This is a genomic window from Brevibacillus laterosporus (assembly GCF_030489605.1).
GTDB lineage: Bacteria > Bacillota > Bacilli > Brevibacillales > Brevibacillaceae > Brevibacillus_B > Brevibacillus_B laterosporus_E.
This window is the reverse complement of the sequence record NZ_JAUKFY010000004.1, coordinates 194,560-211,581: the sequence shown is the minus strand read 5'-3', so window position 1 is coordinate 211,581 and position 17,022 is coordinate 194,560. Positions and strand designations below refer to the sequence as shown.

At 40.9% G+C, this 17,022-nt stretch carries 12 protein-coding genes; 11 read left to right on the top strand and 1 reads right to left on the bottom strand.

Going from position 1 to position 17,022, the window contains the following annotated elements; genetic code table 11:
* Positions 1-30: 30 nt before the first annotated feature.
* Together QZ995_RS06305 and QZ995_RS06300 are read left to right on the top strand one after the other, a co-directional pair.
* Positions 31-1,122, top strand: a complete 1,092-nt coding sequence (locus QZ995_RS06305; RefSeq protein ID WP_301804491.1) for a mandelate racemase/muconate lactonizing enzyme family protein — start codon at positions 31-33, stop codon at positions 1,120-1,122.
* Entirely contained in the window at positions 1,119-2,111 is a 993-nt protein-coding gene (locus QZ995_RS06300; protein ID WP_301804488.1) for an NlpC/P60 family protein, read from the top strand. The genes QZ995_RS06305 and QZ995_RS06300 overlap by 4 nt, the downstream gene beginning before the upstream one ends.
* Positions 2,112-2,870: 759 nt before the next feature.
* Here the strand turns inward: QZ995_RS06300 and QZ995_RS06295 are convergent.
* Entirely contained in the window at positions 2,871-4,376 is a 1,506-nt protein-coding gene (locus tag QZ995_RS06295) for a class I adenylate-forming enzyme family protein (protein WP_301804485.1), read from the bottom strand.
* Positions 4,377-4,979: 603 nt separating this feature from the next.
* Between QZ995_RS06295 and QZ995_RS06290 the strand changes: the two genes are divergently transcribed.
* The 9 genes from QZ995_RS06290 (at position 4,980) to dacB (ending at position 17,019) form a co-directional block, all read left to right on the top strand.
* Positions 4,980-6,203, top strand: coding sequence for an alanyl-tRNA editing protein (locus QZ995_RS06290; RefSeq protein WP_301804483.1), 1,224 nt, complete (start codon positions 4,980-4,982; stop codon positions 6,201-6,203).
* 67 nt (positions 6,204-6,270) lie between these two features.
* Positions 6,271-6,453, top strand: a complete 183-nt coding sequence (locus QZ995_RS06285) for a hypothetical protein (RefSeq protein ID WP_301804482.1) — start codon at positions 6,271-6,273, stop codon at positions 6,451-6,453.
* Positions 6,454-6,728: 275 nt separating this feature from the next.
* Entirely contained in the window at positions 6,729-7,703 is a 975-nt protein-coding gene (locus QZ995_RS06280; RefSeq protein WP_301804479.1) for a PfkB family carbohydrate kinase, read from the top strand.
* A 183-nt stretch (positions 7,704-7,886) separates the two neighbouring features.
* A complete protein-coding gene (locus QZ995_RS06275) occupies positions 7,887-8,090 on the top strand; it encodes a hypothetical protein (RefSeq protein WP_301804477.1) in 204 nt (67 codons plus the stop codon).
* Positions 8,091-8,470: 380 nt separating this feature from the next.
* The gene (locus tag QZ995_RS06270; protein WP_301804473.1) at positions 8,471-10,288 is read left to right on the top strand and encodes a SpoIID/LytB domain-containing protein; all 1,818 of its coding nucleotides are present in this window, start codon (positions 8,471-8,473) and stop codon (positions 10,286-10,288) included.
* 248 nt (positions 10,289-10,536) lie between these two features.
* A complete protein-coding gene (locus QZ995_RS06265) occupies positions 10,537-12,381 on the top strand; it encodes an LTA synthase family protein (protein ID WP_301804471.1) in 1,845 nt (614 codons plus the stop codon).
* Positions 12,382-12,510: 129 nt separating this feature from the next.
* Positions 12,511-13,200, top strand: coding sequence for a metal-dependent hydrolase (locus QZ995_RS06260; RefSeq protein WP_301804468.1), 690 nt, complete (start codon positions 12,511-12,513; stop codon positions 13,198-13,200).
* Complete coding sequence (locus QZ995_RS06255; protein WP_301804465.1) at positions 13,200-13,832, top strand: NUDIX hydrolase; 633 nt, start codon at positions 13,200-13,202, stop codon at positions 13,830-13,832. Before QZ995_RS06260 ends, QZ995_RS06255 begins: the two co-directional genes overlap by 1 nt.
* A 301-nt stretch (positions 13,833-14,133) precedes the next feature.
* Complete coding sequence (dacB, locus tag QZ995_RS06250) at positions 14,134-17,019, top strand: D-alanyl-D-alanine carboxypeptidase/D-alanyl-D-alanine endopeptidase (protein ID WP_301804462.1); 2,886 nt, start codon at positions 14,134-14,136, stop codon at positions 17,017-17,019.
* Positions 17,020-17,022 lie beyond the last annotated feature (3 nt).

Genomic DNA, 17,022 nt, shown 5'->3' with positions numbered 1-17,022 from the left:
TTCCATAATTCCAATAACTGGAGGTTCCTCATGAATATTACTGACATAGAAATCAGACGTCAATCTGTGCCGCTGATAAAACCTTTTAAAACAGCCTTGAGAACGGTAATTACTTCAGAATCGATTATAGTAAAGGTGACGACCGATACTGGATGCCATGGATTTGGGGAAGCACCAGCAACTGTGGTGATCACTGGCGATAGTCTGGATAGCATTGAGGGGGCTGTCCTGAATGTCATTCGTCCACAATTAGTCGGAAAATCCTTGTCTAACTATGAAGATATTTTTCAAACGCTCCATAGCTGTATGGTAGGTAATTCTAGTGCAAAAGCAGCAGTTGATATGGCTATCTATGATTTAGTAGCACAAAAAGCCAACATGCCGTTATATCAGTTTTTAGGAGGCTTCCGAAATAGTATGGAGACGGATTATACGGTTAGTGTGAACTCTCCTCAAGAGATGGGAACGGACGCCGTTTCCTATTTGCAGGCCGGATTTCATACGCTAAAAATTAAGGTAGGCAAAGATGATATTGAACATGATATCCTTCGTATTCAGGAAATTCGCAACCGTGTAGGCAATCAGGTCAAAATTAGACTGGATGCTAATCAGGGCTGGGGTGTCAAGGAAGCGATCCGCTCGATACGCAAGATGGAAGAGATGGGATTGGCTATAGAATTGGTGGAACAGCCAGTTAAAGCTCATGATATTGAAGGTCTAAAGCTGGTAACAGATCATGTGGATACACCAATCATGGCTGATGAAAGTGTATTTAGCCCCAAGGACGCTTATGCTGTATTAACCACACGCGCTGCTGATCTTATCAACATTAAATTAATGAAAGCAGGCGGAATCTATAAAGCTCAACAAATTAATCAATTGGCAGAGTTATGTGGCGTAGAATGTATGGTGGGGAGCATGATTGAGACTCGTTTGGGTATTACTGCAGCCGCTCATTTTGCCGCAAGTAAGAAAAATATTACTCGCTTTGACTTCGATGCTCCATTAATGCTACGGCATGATACGGTGAAAGGTGGCGTCGTGTATGAGGGGCGTTGCATGAAGCTAACGGATGCTCCCGGTCTAGGAATAACTGATGTGCTGGAGGTAGATCGCACATGAGTACATATGAACAGCAGTATGTTGTTAGTGTAAATGTAGCAACCCTTTGGACGTCTCCTGAATCACCGCGCGAATTAGATCAGCCTGCCCTATTAAATCCAGCACAGCTCTCTGAGTGGTTAAGTGTTCTTGGCTATCACGAACGGCTGGAGCTTTGTGAGACAAACAAGACACAGACGCAGGTTTTGTTCGGAACCATTGTGCACGTAGAGGAAGAGGCTGGGGATTGGGTAAAAGTCCTTGTCAGTGACCAACCTACTCTAAAAAATAAGAAGGGTTATCCAGGCTGGATGCCTCGTGCTCAATTGGCTCTGGTGAATTGGCCCGTCCCGACACCAGATGAGCTAATTGCGATCGTACAAGTTAATAAGGCGTGCTTGCATGTTGAAAAGGATGGGCCCGTTACCGGGAAAGCTACGCTCCCGCTTAAAGCAATCGAGCTTGAGTTGAGCTACTTGACTGCATTGCCTGTCGTTGAACAAGAAGAGATGTGGGTTCGGGTACAGACCCCCATCGGGGAGCGTTGGTTACAAAAGGCAGATGTGTCTATCCGCACACGTGGCGAAAAGAACGATGTTTCAGGAGAGCTGATTGTGCAAGCGGGTAAGCAGTTTCTGGGGTTGCCCTATCTGTGGGCTGGAGCTTCTTCGTTTGGCTATGACTGTTCAGGATTTTCCTATTCCATGCATAAAGCATTTGGCAAAATAATTCCTCGTGATGCTTCAAATCAGGCTAAATTTGGGCAAGAGATACCGTTGGATAAGGTACAACCAGGAGACTTATTGTTTTTTGCCTATGAAGAAGGGAAGGGGGCTGTTCATCACGTGGCCATCTCTTTGGGGGACACCCGGATGCTTCACGCTCCTAAGACAGGACGCTGTGTAGAAGAGCTAGAAATTACCGGACATCCTGAATACGAGCCGGAACTATGCATTGCTCGGCGCTACTGGCATTTAACAAGCCCTGTTTTTATTCATGACGATAAATAAAAAGAAGAGACAGTCCGTTATGCCGCCAGATGGTGGTATTTACCGGGCTGTCTTTTTTGTGCGGACTGCATTCGAGAAGCTTACCGAATGTATCAGAGAATTATTAATTGCTTATTAAAAAGAACAGAGGAAAAAACTGCTCTTCAGGGAGCAGTATTATAGAATAATGGCTCGTGGGATGAAAAAATGATCCTATAATACATTCCTGACCAGTATCCATAATAGCTTCAAAAAGAAATCCTACTCTCCAAAAAGAATTTTGATAGTGAAGCGTAGGTGGTGTTTGCTTTACGAGCTTCTTTTTGGACCCAACAAAAAGAAACCGCCTCCAATGGCTGCAATAAAGATACAAATTAGGAGTGTAAACATGTAGAAACCTCCCCTTATAAGTAAAATGCCGAGAGAAAACAAGTGAATTTTTTGTGTCTTCTAAGAATAACACAATTTTAACACATTTTTGTAACAATGTGTTCATTAGTTTGCCCTAAAAAGTGAAAATCGCTCCTTTAAGTAAAATCTACATTTGTAAAAAAGATGCTTAGAGCAGCTTTGCCGACTAAAAGAAGCTCATTCTTCTCATAAAGAAAGAAAAACTTGGAACCAGAAGAGAAGACTCTCCGTGTTTTCCAAGTTTTTCACCTACACAAAGGTATTCATATCACTTATAAGCGGACCAATTGTTGCAAAAGTCAGTTTATTATTCGCTGGAATAGCGTTTTAACAAAGCAGTCGACAACTGGCTTGTAAATGACAATACTGTTATTCCATGACAAGTGCTTGTTCCCGTAAGCTTTGTTTTAGCACCTTTCCTAAGCTGTTCTTCGGTAGAACATCTATAAATCTAATTTGAGGGATCTTATAAACAGCGAGTCTTTGTTTACAATAGTCAATAACGTTTTCCTCGGACAGGCTACTTCCGGCTTCTTTCACGATATAGGCGCGCGGGATTTCACCTAACATCTCATCAGGAGCAGCAACTACTGCTGCTTCTAGAACCTGTGGTATTTGCATAATGACATCTTCTACCTGATCGGGATAAACATTTCTTCCGCCAGATACAATAACATCCTTATATCTACCCATAATATACAAAAAACCATCCTCATCAAATTTACCGCTATCACCAGTATGTAGCCAGCCTTCTCTCAGCACCTGATTAGTGGCTTCAGGATTATTCCAATAGCCTTTAAATACATAAGGGCTTTTCACTACAATTTCTCCCACTTCTCCCACAGGCAACTCCTCGCCTGTTTGAGGATGGATAATTTTACATACAACTTTTGGCAGAGGCTTTCCGGCAGATTCGGTTTTTTCCAGCCCCATATCAGGAGTATAGAAGCTAACTCCGATGGCTTCTGTGCATCCATAAGTGACTGACATCGAAATTCCTAATTCGTGATATTGCTTAATTAAGGTAGAAGGGACCTTTGTGCCTCCAGTGCTGACAGTTTTTAGTGAGGTTGTTTTTCTCTGGCTTTTTTTAAATTCTTGTAGCATATAGGTAAAAATATAAGGGAAAGCAATCATCATCGTAATGTTTTCTTGATCAATCATCTCCCAAATTTTTACGGGATCGTAATCATGCAAAAAGACCAGCGTATTCCCAGCGACGATACTGTATAGCATATTATTAATGGAACTTAGATGGTAGAGATGATGGACGGCAAGAAAACGTTCATCTTGATGAGCATGGGGATAAGAAAGCATTTCATTAAATGATTCAGAGAAAGTGCGATGGATGAGCTCGCAAGCTTTTGGATTGCCAGTGGTACCTGAAGTAAAGCAGTAAAATGCTGTATCGTTTTCACTTACGGTTACACTGGGATTTGAAGAAGGATAGTTGCCACTAAAGATTTCTTCAAAAGGGGTAGAGGTATCCATTCCTATGCCAACTAATACCGAAATGGGGAGTAGATCCTTTTTCGGAAGTGCGTTTGCAAATTCTTGGTCATAGAAAAGTATTTTCGGCTTAGATCTATTGAGGATACCTTCTAATTCATAAGAGGAATAGGTAAGATTTAAGGGGACAACAATTGCTCCGATGCTTAATGCTGCCATCATGATGGTAGGAAAAGGGTGATTGTTTTTGCACATGATGGCTACCCGATCACCTTTTTGTACACCTGTTTCCAATAAATAATGTGCCAATTGATTAACTCTTTCGTTATACATTTGAAATGAATAACGAGTGGACCCACCAACAAGAGCTTCCAAGTCAGGTGTTTTTTCAGCGCGAATTTTTAACATTGTGTGTAAGGAATACATCAGATAACCCCATTTCCAAGTTATTTTTTGCCGAAATGTAAGAGCTGTTTTTAAAAAGATTCAACTTGTTTATGTATCAAATGTATTTAAAATGTTTGGCGATTATGTATAATTTTACCTTATGCAAATAGATTTGTACAGAATGTGTAGCTACTTTTTTGGTTGTAAATGCTTTATAAATAAATAATTTTTGTGCAAAGTTTTCGTATTTCTGGTTAAACAAATTCCGATTTCTTTTGTTCTATTTCCATTGCGACGTTAGCAAAAGTATCATATTTATGTTGATGGGAAGTGACAATTTCTTTCCCGTTTCCCTTTTGATTGTATAGATGAGCTTGCTTTTGTTTTCATTGTGTGAACTTCCATTTTCTCTGATGGGTGTCATGGTGAGACTAGGGTTTATTGACCTTATGATTTATTTATAAAGTATCTATACATAGGAAAACCCGCAACAAAAGTTAACATAACTAAATTATTTGTAACTAAAAATTATCAGCGTTTGATTGCTGTGAGCTATTTTCATAGATTTGCTGTCCGAATATTTTGCTTCTTTTGCTCTTTTTACTCACTTCCCTCTATAATAGAGGCGGAGGTGTGAGTAGCATGTTAATTTCAGCGACAACCAAACTCTACTATCAAAATCCTTATTGGCGGGAATGTACAGCCACCGTCTTACACCAAGTCACCGATGAATTTCAGAAACACTGGGTTGCGTTTGATCAAACCATCTTTTATCCAACAGGTGGGGGTCAGCCACACGATACAGGATACATAGGGCAACATAAGGTACTAGATGTAGAAGAGAGAGAGGGCGTGGTCTGGCATCAAATAGAATGCCGACTCCCTTCAGACCAAAAACAGATTCAGATGAGCATTGATTGGGATCGGCGCTTCGATCATATGCAGCAGCATGCAGGACAACATATTTTATCTGCAGCCTTCGCTGAGGTGTATCGCGCCTCTACCATCGGCTTTCATTTAGGTCAAGAAACCTGTACCATCGACCTGGATATAAAAGAAGTAACTGAAGAGATGGCAAAAGAAGTGGAAGCCTGTGCGAATCAGATCGTGTTTGAGAATCGTGATATCATCGCACGTTTTGTACATGAAGAAGAGCTGGAGAAATATCCGTTACGTAAAAAACCTACTGTTGAGGAAGATATTCGTTTAGTGATTATTCCTGACTTTGACTACAATCCTTGTGGAGGGACGCATCCTAATCGCACTGGTGAAGCAGGTCCCATTCTTATTTTGCAGTGGGAAAAGCATAAGGGGCATATTCGCTTAGAGTTTACAGTAGGAAAGCGAACAGTAGAGCGATTGCATCATAAGCATTCCCTGTTAAGACAAGTCAGCCGTCTTCTACATACAAATGAAGCCGGGTTGCAGGAGGCTGTCTTACGATTACATGCGGAGCAAAAGGAACTAGCTGATGAACTGCTGCAGGTAAAGGAAGCATTGTTTTCCCATGAGAAGGACATGTTGATTCGTCAAGCAGAACAATTAGATGACAGAATGTTGATTACGCAACGGTATGAAGAGCGTCCCCTATCTGAGCTACAAAAAATAGCACAGCTTATTACGGGGCAGGAAGCGAATGCAATTGTTCTGTTGATCACAGGTGGAACGAAGAAGCAATTTGTTTGCGCATGTGGAAAAGAGGCAGATGTTGAAATGAACACGTGGGTAAAGCGCATTCTATCACGGGTCGAAGGAAAGGGTGGGGGGAACGCCTTGATTGCACAAGGCGGTGCAGCTTCTCCTTATAGCCCAGCCCAAATTCATACATATGCACGAGAAGAATTGCAGGCTTTGCTAGAAAAATAGGTTATTGAACGCTTTCATAAAAAGCTATACAATAGAAAGTAGTTTTCGATGAAGAAGGTGTAAATTTATGTCAGAGGAACAAGCTCCAAAAAAAATTAGCCTGGCTGAAGCGATGAAACAACGACTAGCTCAGAAAAAACAACAGTCAAATGACAAGGATTTTCAAAAAGGAAATCATTCAACTAAAGTGCTAAAGACGCAAAACAACAAGAAGCCTAACAATCAACGTAGAAGAACAGGCGGCTCATAGGAATTTAACAATTAAAGCTTGGCATGAGCGAATGAAGAAACGCGGAATGTTTCTTGTTCGCTCTTTTACTTTTAAAGGCTAAAGCGTATGGCAATCGTGGATTTCATTTGTATGCAGCAGCACCATGTTTTTCTTCGATAAGCAGGTATTGCCGAACCGTTTTGCCATTTAACTATTGTTGAATGTTGTCTAATAAGGTAATATTACAATAATGTAAATGGAATATGGATTATTTATTAATGACATAAAACAATAAAGACAGGGGTCTAGTGATTATGAGTCTTTTTCTCTCTGTTCTAGGAACAGTTTTTATGGATGTGAAAGGATTTCCGTTTCAAGCATACGAGGCCAAAAACCGGAATCTAGGGAATGTCCAATTTGTTCATGGCGGAGTAGGACGTAACATTGCTGAAAATCTTGGGAGAGCGGGCTGTCCAACCGCTTTTGTATCGGTACTGGAGACGACCGGTATGGGACCAGACGTTGAGAATCGTTTGAAAGCAGCAAATGTAAGTACGGATTATTCTCATTATACCAAGCATGGCGGAATGGGAATGTGGATGGTTATTTTGGATGAGACTGGAGAATTACAGGGCTCTATCTCTCAAATGCCAGATTTAAAACAGATGGAACAATTGATCAAGGATAGAGGAGAAGAGATTGTTCAAGCCTCCTCGCATATTATTACAGAGTTGGACTTAAATCACGAAATCATTTCTCATATCACAAGATTAGCCAAAAAGCATAACAAACCAATCTATGGTTTGCCGGCTAATATGGAAATCGTGCTTGAGCATCCAGAGCTACTGCATGAGTTTGATTGTTTTGTTTGTAATAATTATGAAGCGGACAAAATTTTTGACATTGATTTTACCAATATGGAAATTGCTGATCAAGTGGCAGTGCTTACTGACTACATGAATCATTCTGGATTACAGCAAATGGTTATTACATTGGGTGAGAAAGGCTCTGTATTCTATGACAAGAAGACGGGAGCGAAAGGACACCAGCCTGTATTCCCTGTGAATTTAGTTGATTGCAGCGGTGCTGGGGATGCTTACTTCTCTGGTATTGTCATGGGGCTATCTACTGGGTTAACTCTTCAAGAGGCGGTTATATGCGGTACTAGAGTAGCAGGATGGACAATTGAGTCAACAGAGAGCATCTGCCCTGATTTGATGGAGAAAATTGAACAAAATCAAGAGATGCGAGACTTGCTTTTTCGGCATAAATTAGTAGGACAGGCATAGAAAAAAAGGAACTAACCTTTATGGTTAGTTCTTTTTTGTAGAATCATTTTTTCATAACTCGTCACCAGTAAAGAACATGATTTGCGATATAATCCCGATTGTCGTATTTCCTTCCTAACCATTAGGCATACTGATTAGCAAAAAGGCGATGCCTTGGACAGCGTTAGGAGGCATATAAAAGCAATGATTGGTTATCAAGTAACCTGGGAGGATGGGGGTCAAATAAAAAAAATACTTGATGATTTCTCCATTCCTTATCGTGTAAAAAACCAGGTAGGTCAGCTTATTTTTTTATTTCCTCAGTTACCTTTTGGAAAAGATGTGTTTATTCGTGAAGTTTTTTCGTTATATGCCAGTACCCTCTCTTCCCAAAATAAGCGTGGCTAGCTTTACCTTTAGCAAGGTTGGGTTCCAGCATAGATTTTGCTGGTTCCACAACCCTTTTTATATGGGAGTAACATGATTTTAAAAAAGTAGTGAAGAAATTTAATATAGAAAAAATACCAAAAATAAAATTGAATTTAACTTTTAAAAGTTTAGTAATACTAAAAAAAATGAACTTACTTTTGATTATATATACGCATTACATATGGCTTTTAGCTTTTTTTTAATATTTTTTTTCAAATTAAGTGAAACTATTTGCCATGTTTTGAGTCTAAACATAGAAGGGAAAGTTATCCAAAAGAACACAAAGGGTAACAAAAGCTTGCCTGATAAAGACCTTTTAAGGGGACAGGCCTTGTATAGGAACTGAAAGGAGCTACAACATGAAAAAAACAAGTTCGATCCTGTCATTGGTGGTGCTCATGTCAACGGCCATCACACCGAGTGCTTTGGCAAGCCAGTTAAAAGCCCCTGTGCTTGTGGCTAGTAACAAAGATGCATACCGATCAATGGATCAAATGAATCAAGGAACGTATCTCGCCGAGAAAATTATGGTGAAGGATACGGCAAAGAAAACGATTGAATTGGAACGGTCGGGGTTGCTTACGTTAGCAAATGAGGTACAAGTTTATCAATTATCTGGCGATTCGCTTGTTCCAAAATCTTTGGCGGATGTACGGGTCGGTGCTGAAAATGTCAGAGTTTATGTAAATGGACAAAATCAAGTCAATATGTTGATCCTTGAGGGCGAAACACGTGCAGATCGGATGCGCATAGGCTTGTACAATACGGGCTTCGGTTCACTTGATCACACTACGTTCCAAGCAAAGTCAGCGGAGGGCTTGTACCTTATTGATAAAAGAACGAACCAGCAGTTTGAGGTTGCACCTAATCAAGTTGTAAACATTGCGAATCAAGGAAACAGTCTAACAGTTAGCGTTAATAACCAAACGCTCGTTTCTATGTCGGAGCGTCTTTATGTCGTACCTGCTGATAATAAAGATGGAATGACTGAGATAGTAAGCCTCAAGCGAGCGCAAGGAACACCTAAATACCGAGGTGTGCTGGAAATTAAACCATCTGCGTCCCATGGTAAGCTGTCTATCATCAATGAATTGTCTCTTGAGCAATACTTGCTTCAAGTCGTACCGAGTGAAATGCCAGCATCCTTCGGGGATGAAGCATTAAAAGCACAGGCAATCGCAGCGCGTACATATGCTCTAAGCGACTATTACAGCAACCGTTATGCTGCAAAAGGCTTTCATGTAGATGATAGCACGATGAGCCAGGTTTACAACAATACCCTGGAAAATGCGAAAGTGACGAGAGCAGTAGAGGCAACGGCAGGTCTTATCATGAAGTATCGGGATGAACTGGTTGATGCACGCTACTTTTCATCGTCTGCTGGAGTGGTGGCAGGTCGTCATGAAATTTGGCCAGATCCGATTACACAACAATTTCCAGGAAGCGGTGTACCTTATTTGATTCCACAGAGTTTTGTCATGGAATCTCAAAAAAAACAAGGATTTTTACCAGTAACTATTGCTAGCGAGGAAGATATGCTTTCGTTTGTCAAAGATTTATCAATCGTGAGCGTAGATTCCCAATCGCCATTTTTCCGTTGGAAGGTTGAGTTATCGAAAGGGGAGCTGCAAAATACGATTAATAAAAATCTAGCTGCTCGTGCTGCCGCTGATCCAAATGGAGTATTTATCAGTCATGGCGATGGGAATTTCGTGAAGGGAGCCATTCCTTCCAGCGGTGTAGGTGAACTATATAATCTTTATGTGAGCAAACGCGGTGAGAATGGAAACGTTCAGGAGCTTATTCTGGAAGGAAGTAATGGTACCTTTAAGGTAGTCAAGGATTACAATGTGCGTTATTTACTCCGTCCTTCTAAGACCTATACCGGTGGCGGAGATGTCATTCTTCATCGAACCGCGGGTGATTCCTCCCAATATGATCCTAAACTAGCAATGAAGAATTACAGCTTGTTACCATCCGGATTTGTTGCCTTTGAAGTAAGTCGTAACGAGCAAGGCAATCTTCAAAACGTCATCATTTATGGCGGCGGTAATGGTCATGGCGTGGGAATGAGTCAGTATGGTGCCTCGACACTTGATAAACTGGGGCTGCCTGTGGAGCAAATTCTCCAAACCTTCTATCCTAACCACGAATTGGTAAATTTGTATCAATCTTAGAATTTTAAACTTTGTTGAACTCTTATGTAAAATCATCTCACAATACAAAGATGGCCGTTTGGTCATCTTTTGCTATAGGCTTCATTGTTTAAAACAAAGATTAACCTTAGTAACTTTTGGAGCAGACAAACATATTTCTTTATGGGATAGGTGCTACTTTAACAGGTTTATGGTAAGATATTTTGGTCGGAAATTCCTCATACTAGGTAGACCGGCCGATAATAGATTAAAAGAGAGGCTTACAAAAAATGAATTGGAAACAATATTCTCTGATAACGTCTCTGTTACTCCTATCTAAATTTTTTTGGTTTAGAATTTTTATCTACGATGACCGCAACCCCTTTCACTTGCTATGGGCTGAAACAAGCTCTGTTTTGTTAATCGTCGTAATTTTTACCTTGCTTTTTTATAAGCGGAAAACACTGATGTATACGATTGCTAATTTTTTACTGTCTAGCTTTATGCTGGCGATCGTTGTGTATTATTCCTACTATGGAAAAATCATGACCTACCAGGCATTCATGCAAATCGGACAGGTAAAAGACGTTTCTTCTAGTGTATTTTCTTTAATTAAACCACAGTATTTTGTGCTTTATCTGGATCTGGTTATTTTCTTACTCTGGTATCGCTCCGTGAAAAAGAAAAAACAGGATGCGGTTCAGGCGCAGGTGGACATGACTTTGGTCAAGCGTTTAATTTTGAGCGCTTGTTGTGTGGTGGTTTTGTTTTCTTTTGAGGGTGTAAAAGCAGAGCGAACTGCCGGAATTCAAAACGAAACAAAAAAAGCCCAGCAACAAGGCTTAATTACCTTTCAAGTGAATAGCTTCTTGAAAGATCAGAAGGTTCCAGTGTGGAATGAGGAGTATATCGCACGTATTAAGGAACTAAAGGCTGAACGTGAAAAACAGCAGCCTAAGCAATTATTTGGAGCGGCAAAAGGCAAAAATGTTATGGTTATACAGATGGAGGCCTTCCAAAACTTTTTGCTTAATAAAAAAATAAACGGTGTTGAAATCACGCCAAATCTAAATGCCTTGATTAAGGAAAGCTATTATTTCCCGAACTTTTTCCAACAGGTGGGGCAAGGAAACACCTCGGATGCTGAATTTATCAGCAACACGTCCATTTATCCAGTAGGAACTTCACCGATGTCTGTTTCTTTTGGACAAAGAGAGATTCCGAGCCTGCCTCGTATGTTAAAGGAACAAGGCTATGCGAGTATGACCTTTCACGTGAATAAGGCAGATTTTTGGAACCGAGATGTAATGTATCCGGGACTGGGCTTTGATAAATACTATGATACCGAGTTCTTTGGATATGAGGATATTGTTGGACTTGGACCATCTGACGAAATTTTATTTAATAAAACCTTAGGGGTATTGGAGGAGTATCAAAAGCAAAACCGACCGTTCTATTCTCAAATCATTACCTTGTCGGGACATCACCCTTTTGTTATTCCACAAGAGAAGATTACACTTCCACTACCACCAGCTTGGGAAGGGACAAATGTAGGTAATTACATGCAGGCCCAGCATTACGTAGATAAGCAGCTAGGAGCTTTATTTGCGAAAATGAAGCAAAATGGACTCTGGGATAATACAGTTATTGTTCTGTATGGAGATCACTATGGCATTACACAAGACGATCAGGGGAAAGATGGGAAACCGATTATTGAGAGCCTGACAGGACATGCTTACGATAAAGTGGATGCGTTCACGGTTCCTCTGATCGTTAAGGTACCGGGCAATGAAGCTGGCAAGACGATGGAAAATATGGGCGGTCAAGTCGATATTATGCCTACTATCGCAAATTTAGTTGGGCTTGATCTTTCAAACACGACATATTTTGGTCAAGACTTGCTCAATACAACACATAATGTACTGGGCGAACGCTTCTATATGCCAAGTGGTTCCTTTATTAATGATGACATCTTGTTTATTCCTGGTCAGAGTCTGGAAGACGGCTCTGCTACGAATATCAAGACACATGAAGCTGTTGTGGATTTGGAACCGTACAGAAAAATGTATGAAGAAACTCTAGAGCTTCTGTCTATATCTGATGCTTATGTAAATCAATTACCAATGCGAGATTAATCAAGGATTAGATTCTGAAGAGCCGTTTTTAAGACGGCTCTTTTTGCTATATGAACGGAACAAAAAAGGACAGTTTCGGTTTTTTTCGTGTATAATAATGGATATTACACAGATGAAAAGAGGGTTATAATGCGCATTCAATTTCATGGACACTCTTGTGTACAATTAACTCATGATCAGCATTCCATCATTATTGATCCATTCTTGACAGGAAACCCTATTACAACAAGTAAGCCAGAAGATATAAAAGTAGACTACATTTTGTTAACGCATGGACATGGTGATCATATTGGCGATGCTGTGCAGATTGCGAAACAAAATGATGCTACGATTTATTGCATGGTAGAACTGGCCCATTACCTCAACTGGAAAGGTGCCAAAACGGTTGGATTTAACCTTGGGGGAAAAGTTCAGCTACCATTTGGTTCTGTAAAAATGACGCAAGCATTTCATAGTACAGGCATTGTTTTTAATGACGAACAACAGATTATTTATACAGGAATGCCTGCTGGACTGATTATCCAAATGGGAGGAAAAACCCTTTACCATGCAGGAGATACAGGGCTTTTTGCCGATATGAGACTAATTGGTGAGCTGCATCAACCAGATCTTGCCTTTTTGCCAATAGGAGACCATTATACAATGGGACCGGAAGATGCTTTACTGGCCGCGGAATGGACTAGAGCCAAAACAGTCGTACCCATTCACTTTGATACGTTCCCGCCAATTAAACAGGATGGACATGCTTTTGTTAAGGAGTTAGCCAAAAAGGGCATACAGGGCAAAGTAATGCAGCCGGGAGAAAGCTGGGAGATATAATGAATGATCAACAGATAGAAAGTGTTGTTAAACAACTATCCACCCGTCAGCGTGGCATTTTAGGCCAGGAAGAATCTCGCAGAACGGCTGTACTTGTGCCATTGATCCGTGATGAACATGGAGAATGGTCTGTTTTATTTGAAAAGCGTGCTTCCACGCTAAGAAGACAGGCGGGTGAAATTTGTTTTCCAGGCGGCCATATTGAGCCCAGCGATCATAATGAATGGGAAGCAGCCAGACGAGAAACGTCAGAAGAATTGGGGCTTGATCCTGATAAGATTAAGTATGCAGGAGATTTAGACATTTTAGTTTTGTCTTCAAGCTTGCTAATTTATCCTTATGTTGGATTTATACATAGGAAAATCTCTGAGCTAGCTCCTAACCCGGATGAAGTGGAAGAAGTTTTTGCTGTGTCGTTACGAACGCTTTTGGATACGACACCTGATCGCTTTGATATTGATCTACGCTTTGAGCCAGGGGAGGATTTCCCGTATCATCTAATTGCGAACGGGCGAGATTATAAGTGGAGACATGGAAAGCTCCCTGAATATTTTTATGAAGCAGATGGCCGAATTATCTGGGGATTAACTGCACGGATTCTACTGCATTTTTTACAATTTTTTCGCAGGTAATCACGCAATAAGGACAAATGAAACATAGCGGAAAACCGAGGAAGACATGGTATATAGGGACAGTGTCCTACAGTACCATGTCTTCTTTGGTTTGTAATGTCAGAAGAGTGGGAAAAATAATTATAAGATGATCAATAGCGTAAGAAATGGCTTGTATTTTATGAATTTATGGTTCTAGTTTTCCTTTTTTTTGCTTATTTAAGGGTAAGGGTACCTCTCTTTCGCGCGGTTGTCGGTTTTTTCTGCACATGCATGGCAACGCTTGGCTTTGTTTACTCTATATAGTAGAAGGAGGAAAGCAATGAGGGGAAAAAACAGTCTTACGCTACGCTGCGTGCTTACAGTGGTGCTTCTCATGCAGTTGGTCCTTACACCTGTCACCGCATTGGCAAGCAAAATGGAAGCAAGCATGGTTGGCCGTCAGATAGATTCGTTGCTTGAAAAGCTTTCGCACGAGGATGTAAGCAAAGGGATGTATGCAGGAATCTCTGTATACAATCTGAATAAGGAAGCCTTCCTATATCAGCATGAGGCAGATAAGAATTTTATCCCGGCATCTAATATGAAACTGTTTATTGCAGCTGCTGCTTTGGAGGAATTAGGTGCTGATTATCAATTTAAAACCGAAATATATACAGAAGGAAAAGTAGAACAAGATGGGGTACTTCAAGGAGATGTAATAATAAAAGGCTACGGTGATCCAACCTTACAAACAAAAGATTTTCAGCAAATAGCGTCTGAATTGAAACAAAAAGGGATCACACGCATTCAAGGTCAGGTGTATGTGGATGAAAGTTATTTCGATGATATACGCCTCGGGTCAGCTTGGATGTGGGATGATGAGGTTTATGCTTATAGCGCACAAATCAGCGGATTATCCTTACATAAAAATAGCATAGAGCTAGTAATTGCGCCTGCAAAAGAAGTCGGTAAACCAGCTACCGTCAGCATAACACCCATAAATGAGTACGTAAAGGTTATTTCGTCTGTCACGACGACCGATAGCAAGGAGACCGAGATCACGGTTGAACGGACGATTGGGCATAACCAACTCATAATAAAAGGCAGTATTGATAGAGATGCCATGCCCTATAAAGAAAACGTTACCATGGAAGACCCTGCACTGTACGCCGGTGAAATGTTTCAGTCTATTCTTCAGTCAGAAGGGATCTTATTGATTGACAAGAAATCGGTTCAAAAAACTAGCTTAGTCAAAGGAACACCTCTGGTGACTCATTACTCTCGTCCTTTATCAGAAATCATACTGGAATTAAATAAAGACAGTGATAATTTTTATGCAGAGATGCTAACCAAAACGCTGGGGGCTGTAAAAAAAGGAAAAGGTAGCTGGCCTACTGGTACAGAGGCGATTGCCGAGGTGCTGCGCGGGGCTAAATTTCCCGGAGCATATGTGCAGGTAGATGGATCAGGCTTGTCACGTCTTAATTTGATCACACCCAATCAAATGATTGCTCTTCTTCGCTATGTGCAAAAAAAGGAGTATCGAGAAGCATTTGAAGCCAGTTTACCTATTGCCGGCATCGATGGCACATTAAAAAGTCGTATGAGAGAGAATAAAGCAGCTCATAATCTAATAGCCAAAACAGGCTCAATGGGCGGTGTAAACTGCTTATCGGGGTACGTTACAGCTGCGAACGGCGATAAGCTAGCCTTCTCCATTATGATTAATGGAATTTATAAATCAAAGTTTGCAACTCAGCTACAAGATTCGATTGGGACTGTGTTAACCGAATATCCTATGCTGCCGGAACTCCCGGCTGAAGTATCAACCAATTCGACCTATGAGCTAAGCGCCTTGCTTGACCCGTTGTGGGAAGATCCAGCCCTATCCAATGTGCACGGCAGTATGATCGTTACCTCCTTAGACCGAACAGGGTCAAAAGCCACATTGTATGAGCATCAGGCGGATCGTTTGTTAACACCGGGTACAGTTAGTAAGGAGCTGACGAGTATTGGAGCCCTTTTGACCTTGGGAGAGAATTATTCTTTTAAAACAGAAGTATTCCTGTCAAAACCTGCTAATGCAAATGGTGTGCTAGAAGGAGATATCATTGTCAAAGGATACGGGGACCCAACCCTACGTGCAGATCATCAAAATGATGAGGGGCAAGGACCTACATTAGAACAATTAGTTCGTTTTCTACTAGATAAAGGAATTACACAGGTAGATGGAAATATTCTGGTTGATCAGAGCTATTTTGACCGTCAATTAGTAGGCGTGGGCTGGCCGTGGGATACGGAGAAGCAACTTGCAAAAATCAGCGCTCTTACAAGTGAAGCTGGAAAAGTAAAGCTTACCTATAAGCCTGGTTTAAAAATTGGCGGTCCAGTAATCTTTGATATGTGGCCAAAAACTAATTATGTTGTCATTTATCAAGAGGCGTCCACTGTCGGTAAGGGAGCAAAGCAAACATTTCAGTTGAAAAAAGAACGGTCTAAAAACATTTTTCATTTGCTTGGAGAATTGCCGATGGGCACCAAAGAGCAGAAGGAGCTTGTTTCGGTGGAGGAACCGGCTATTTATTCGGGAGTATTATTTCTACAGAAAATGAAGGATGCAGGTATCAAGATATCGCCTGCTAGTAAAGTACTCTTGGGACAAGTGACACGAGAGGCGATTAAGCTAGGAGAAGTGCGATCCATGGTACTGGAAGATATCTTGACCCTGCAGAATAAAAATGATGATCATCTGATTGCAGAGATGGTCAATAAAACAATAGGGGCAAGGAAAGCAGGCAAGGGAACGACTGAGGCAGGGGTAGCAGCTACACAGGAGATTCTAAAAGCCTGGGGCGTAAATACTAGCTACGATATTCTTGATGCTTCAGGAGTGACTCGCTATAATTTACTTTCAGCTCGGCAACTAAACGATGCATTACTTAAATTAGCTTGGCAAAAGGAATATCCGTTATATTATAACTCCCTGCCGATCGCTGGTGTGGATGGAACACTGAAAAACAGGTTAAAACGGACAGATGCTCAAGGTAATCTACGCGCATTGAGTAGCCAATTGCAGGGTGTATCTAGCATAAGCGGCTATATTACTACGAAAAAGAATGAACGTCTAGCTGTAACCATTATTCTCAATGGCCATATCCGTTCTCCAGAAAAAATGAGCAAATGGGAGGATAAAGTCTTTGAATTATTAGCTTCTTATCAAGAATAAAGA

Coding starts and splice junctions, on each gene's coding strand:
- QZ995_RS06265 (WP_301804471.1), top strand. CDS start 10,537: ATGAATTGGAAACAATATTCTCTGATAACGTCTCTGTTACTCCTATCT.
- QZ995_RS06275 (WP_301804477.1), top strand. CDS start 7,887: ATGATTGGTTATCAAGTAACCTGGGAGGATGGGGGTCAAATAAAAAAA.
- QZ995_RS06300 (WP_301804488.1), top strand. CDS start 1,119: ATGAGTACATATGAACAGCAGTATGTTGTTAGTGTAAATGTAGCAACC.
- QZ995_RS06280 (WP_301804479.1), top strand. CDS start 6,729: ATGAGTCTTTTTCTCTCTGTTCTAGGAACAGTTTTTATGGATGTGAAA.
- QZ995_RS06255 (WP_301804465.1), top strand. CDS start 13,200: ATGAATGATCAACAGATAGAAAGTGTTGTTAAACAACTATCCACCCGT.
- dacB (WP_301804462.1), top strand. CDS start 14,134: ATGAGGGGAAAAAACAGTCTTACGCTACGCTGCGTGCTTACAGTGGTG.
- QZ995_RS06305 (WP_301804491.1), top strand. CDS start 31: ATGAATATTACTGACATAGAAATCAGACGTCAATCTGTGCCGCTGATA.
- QZ995_RS06260 (WP_301804468.1), top strand. CDS start 12,511: ATGCGCATTCAATTTCATGGACACTCTTGTGTACAATTAACTCATGAT.
- QZ995_RS06285 (WP_301804482.1), top strand. CDS start 6,271: ATGTCAGAGGAACAAGCTCCAAAAAAAATTAGCCTGGCTGAAGCGATG.
- QZ995_RS06270 (WP_301804473.1), top strand. CDS start 8,471: ATGAAAAAAACAAGTTCGATCCTGTCATTGGTGGTGCTCATGTCAACG.
- QZ995_RS06295 (WP_301804485.1), bottom strand. CDS start 4,376: ATGTATTCCTTACACACAATGTTAAAAATTCGCGCTGAAAAAACACCT.
- QZ995_RS06290 (WP_301804483.1), top strand. CDS start 4,980: ATGTTAATTTCAGCGACAACCAAACTCTACTATCAAAATCCTTATTGG.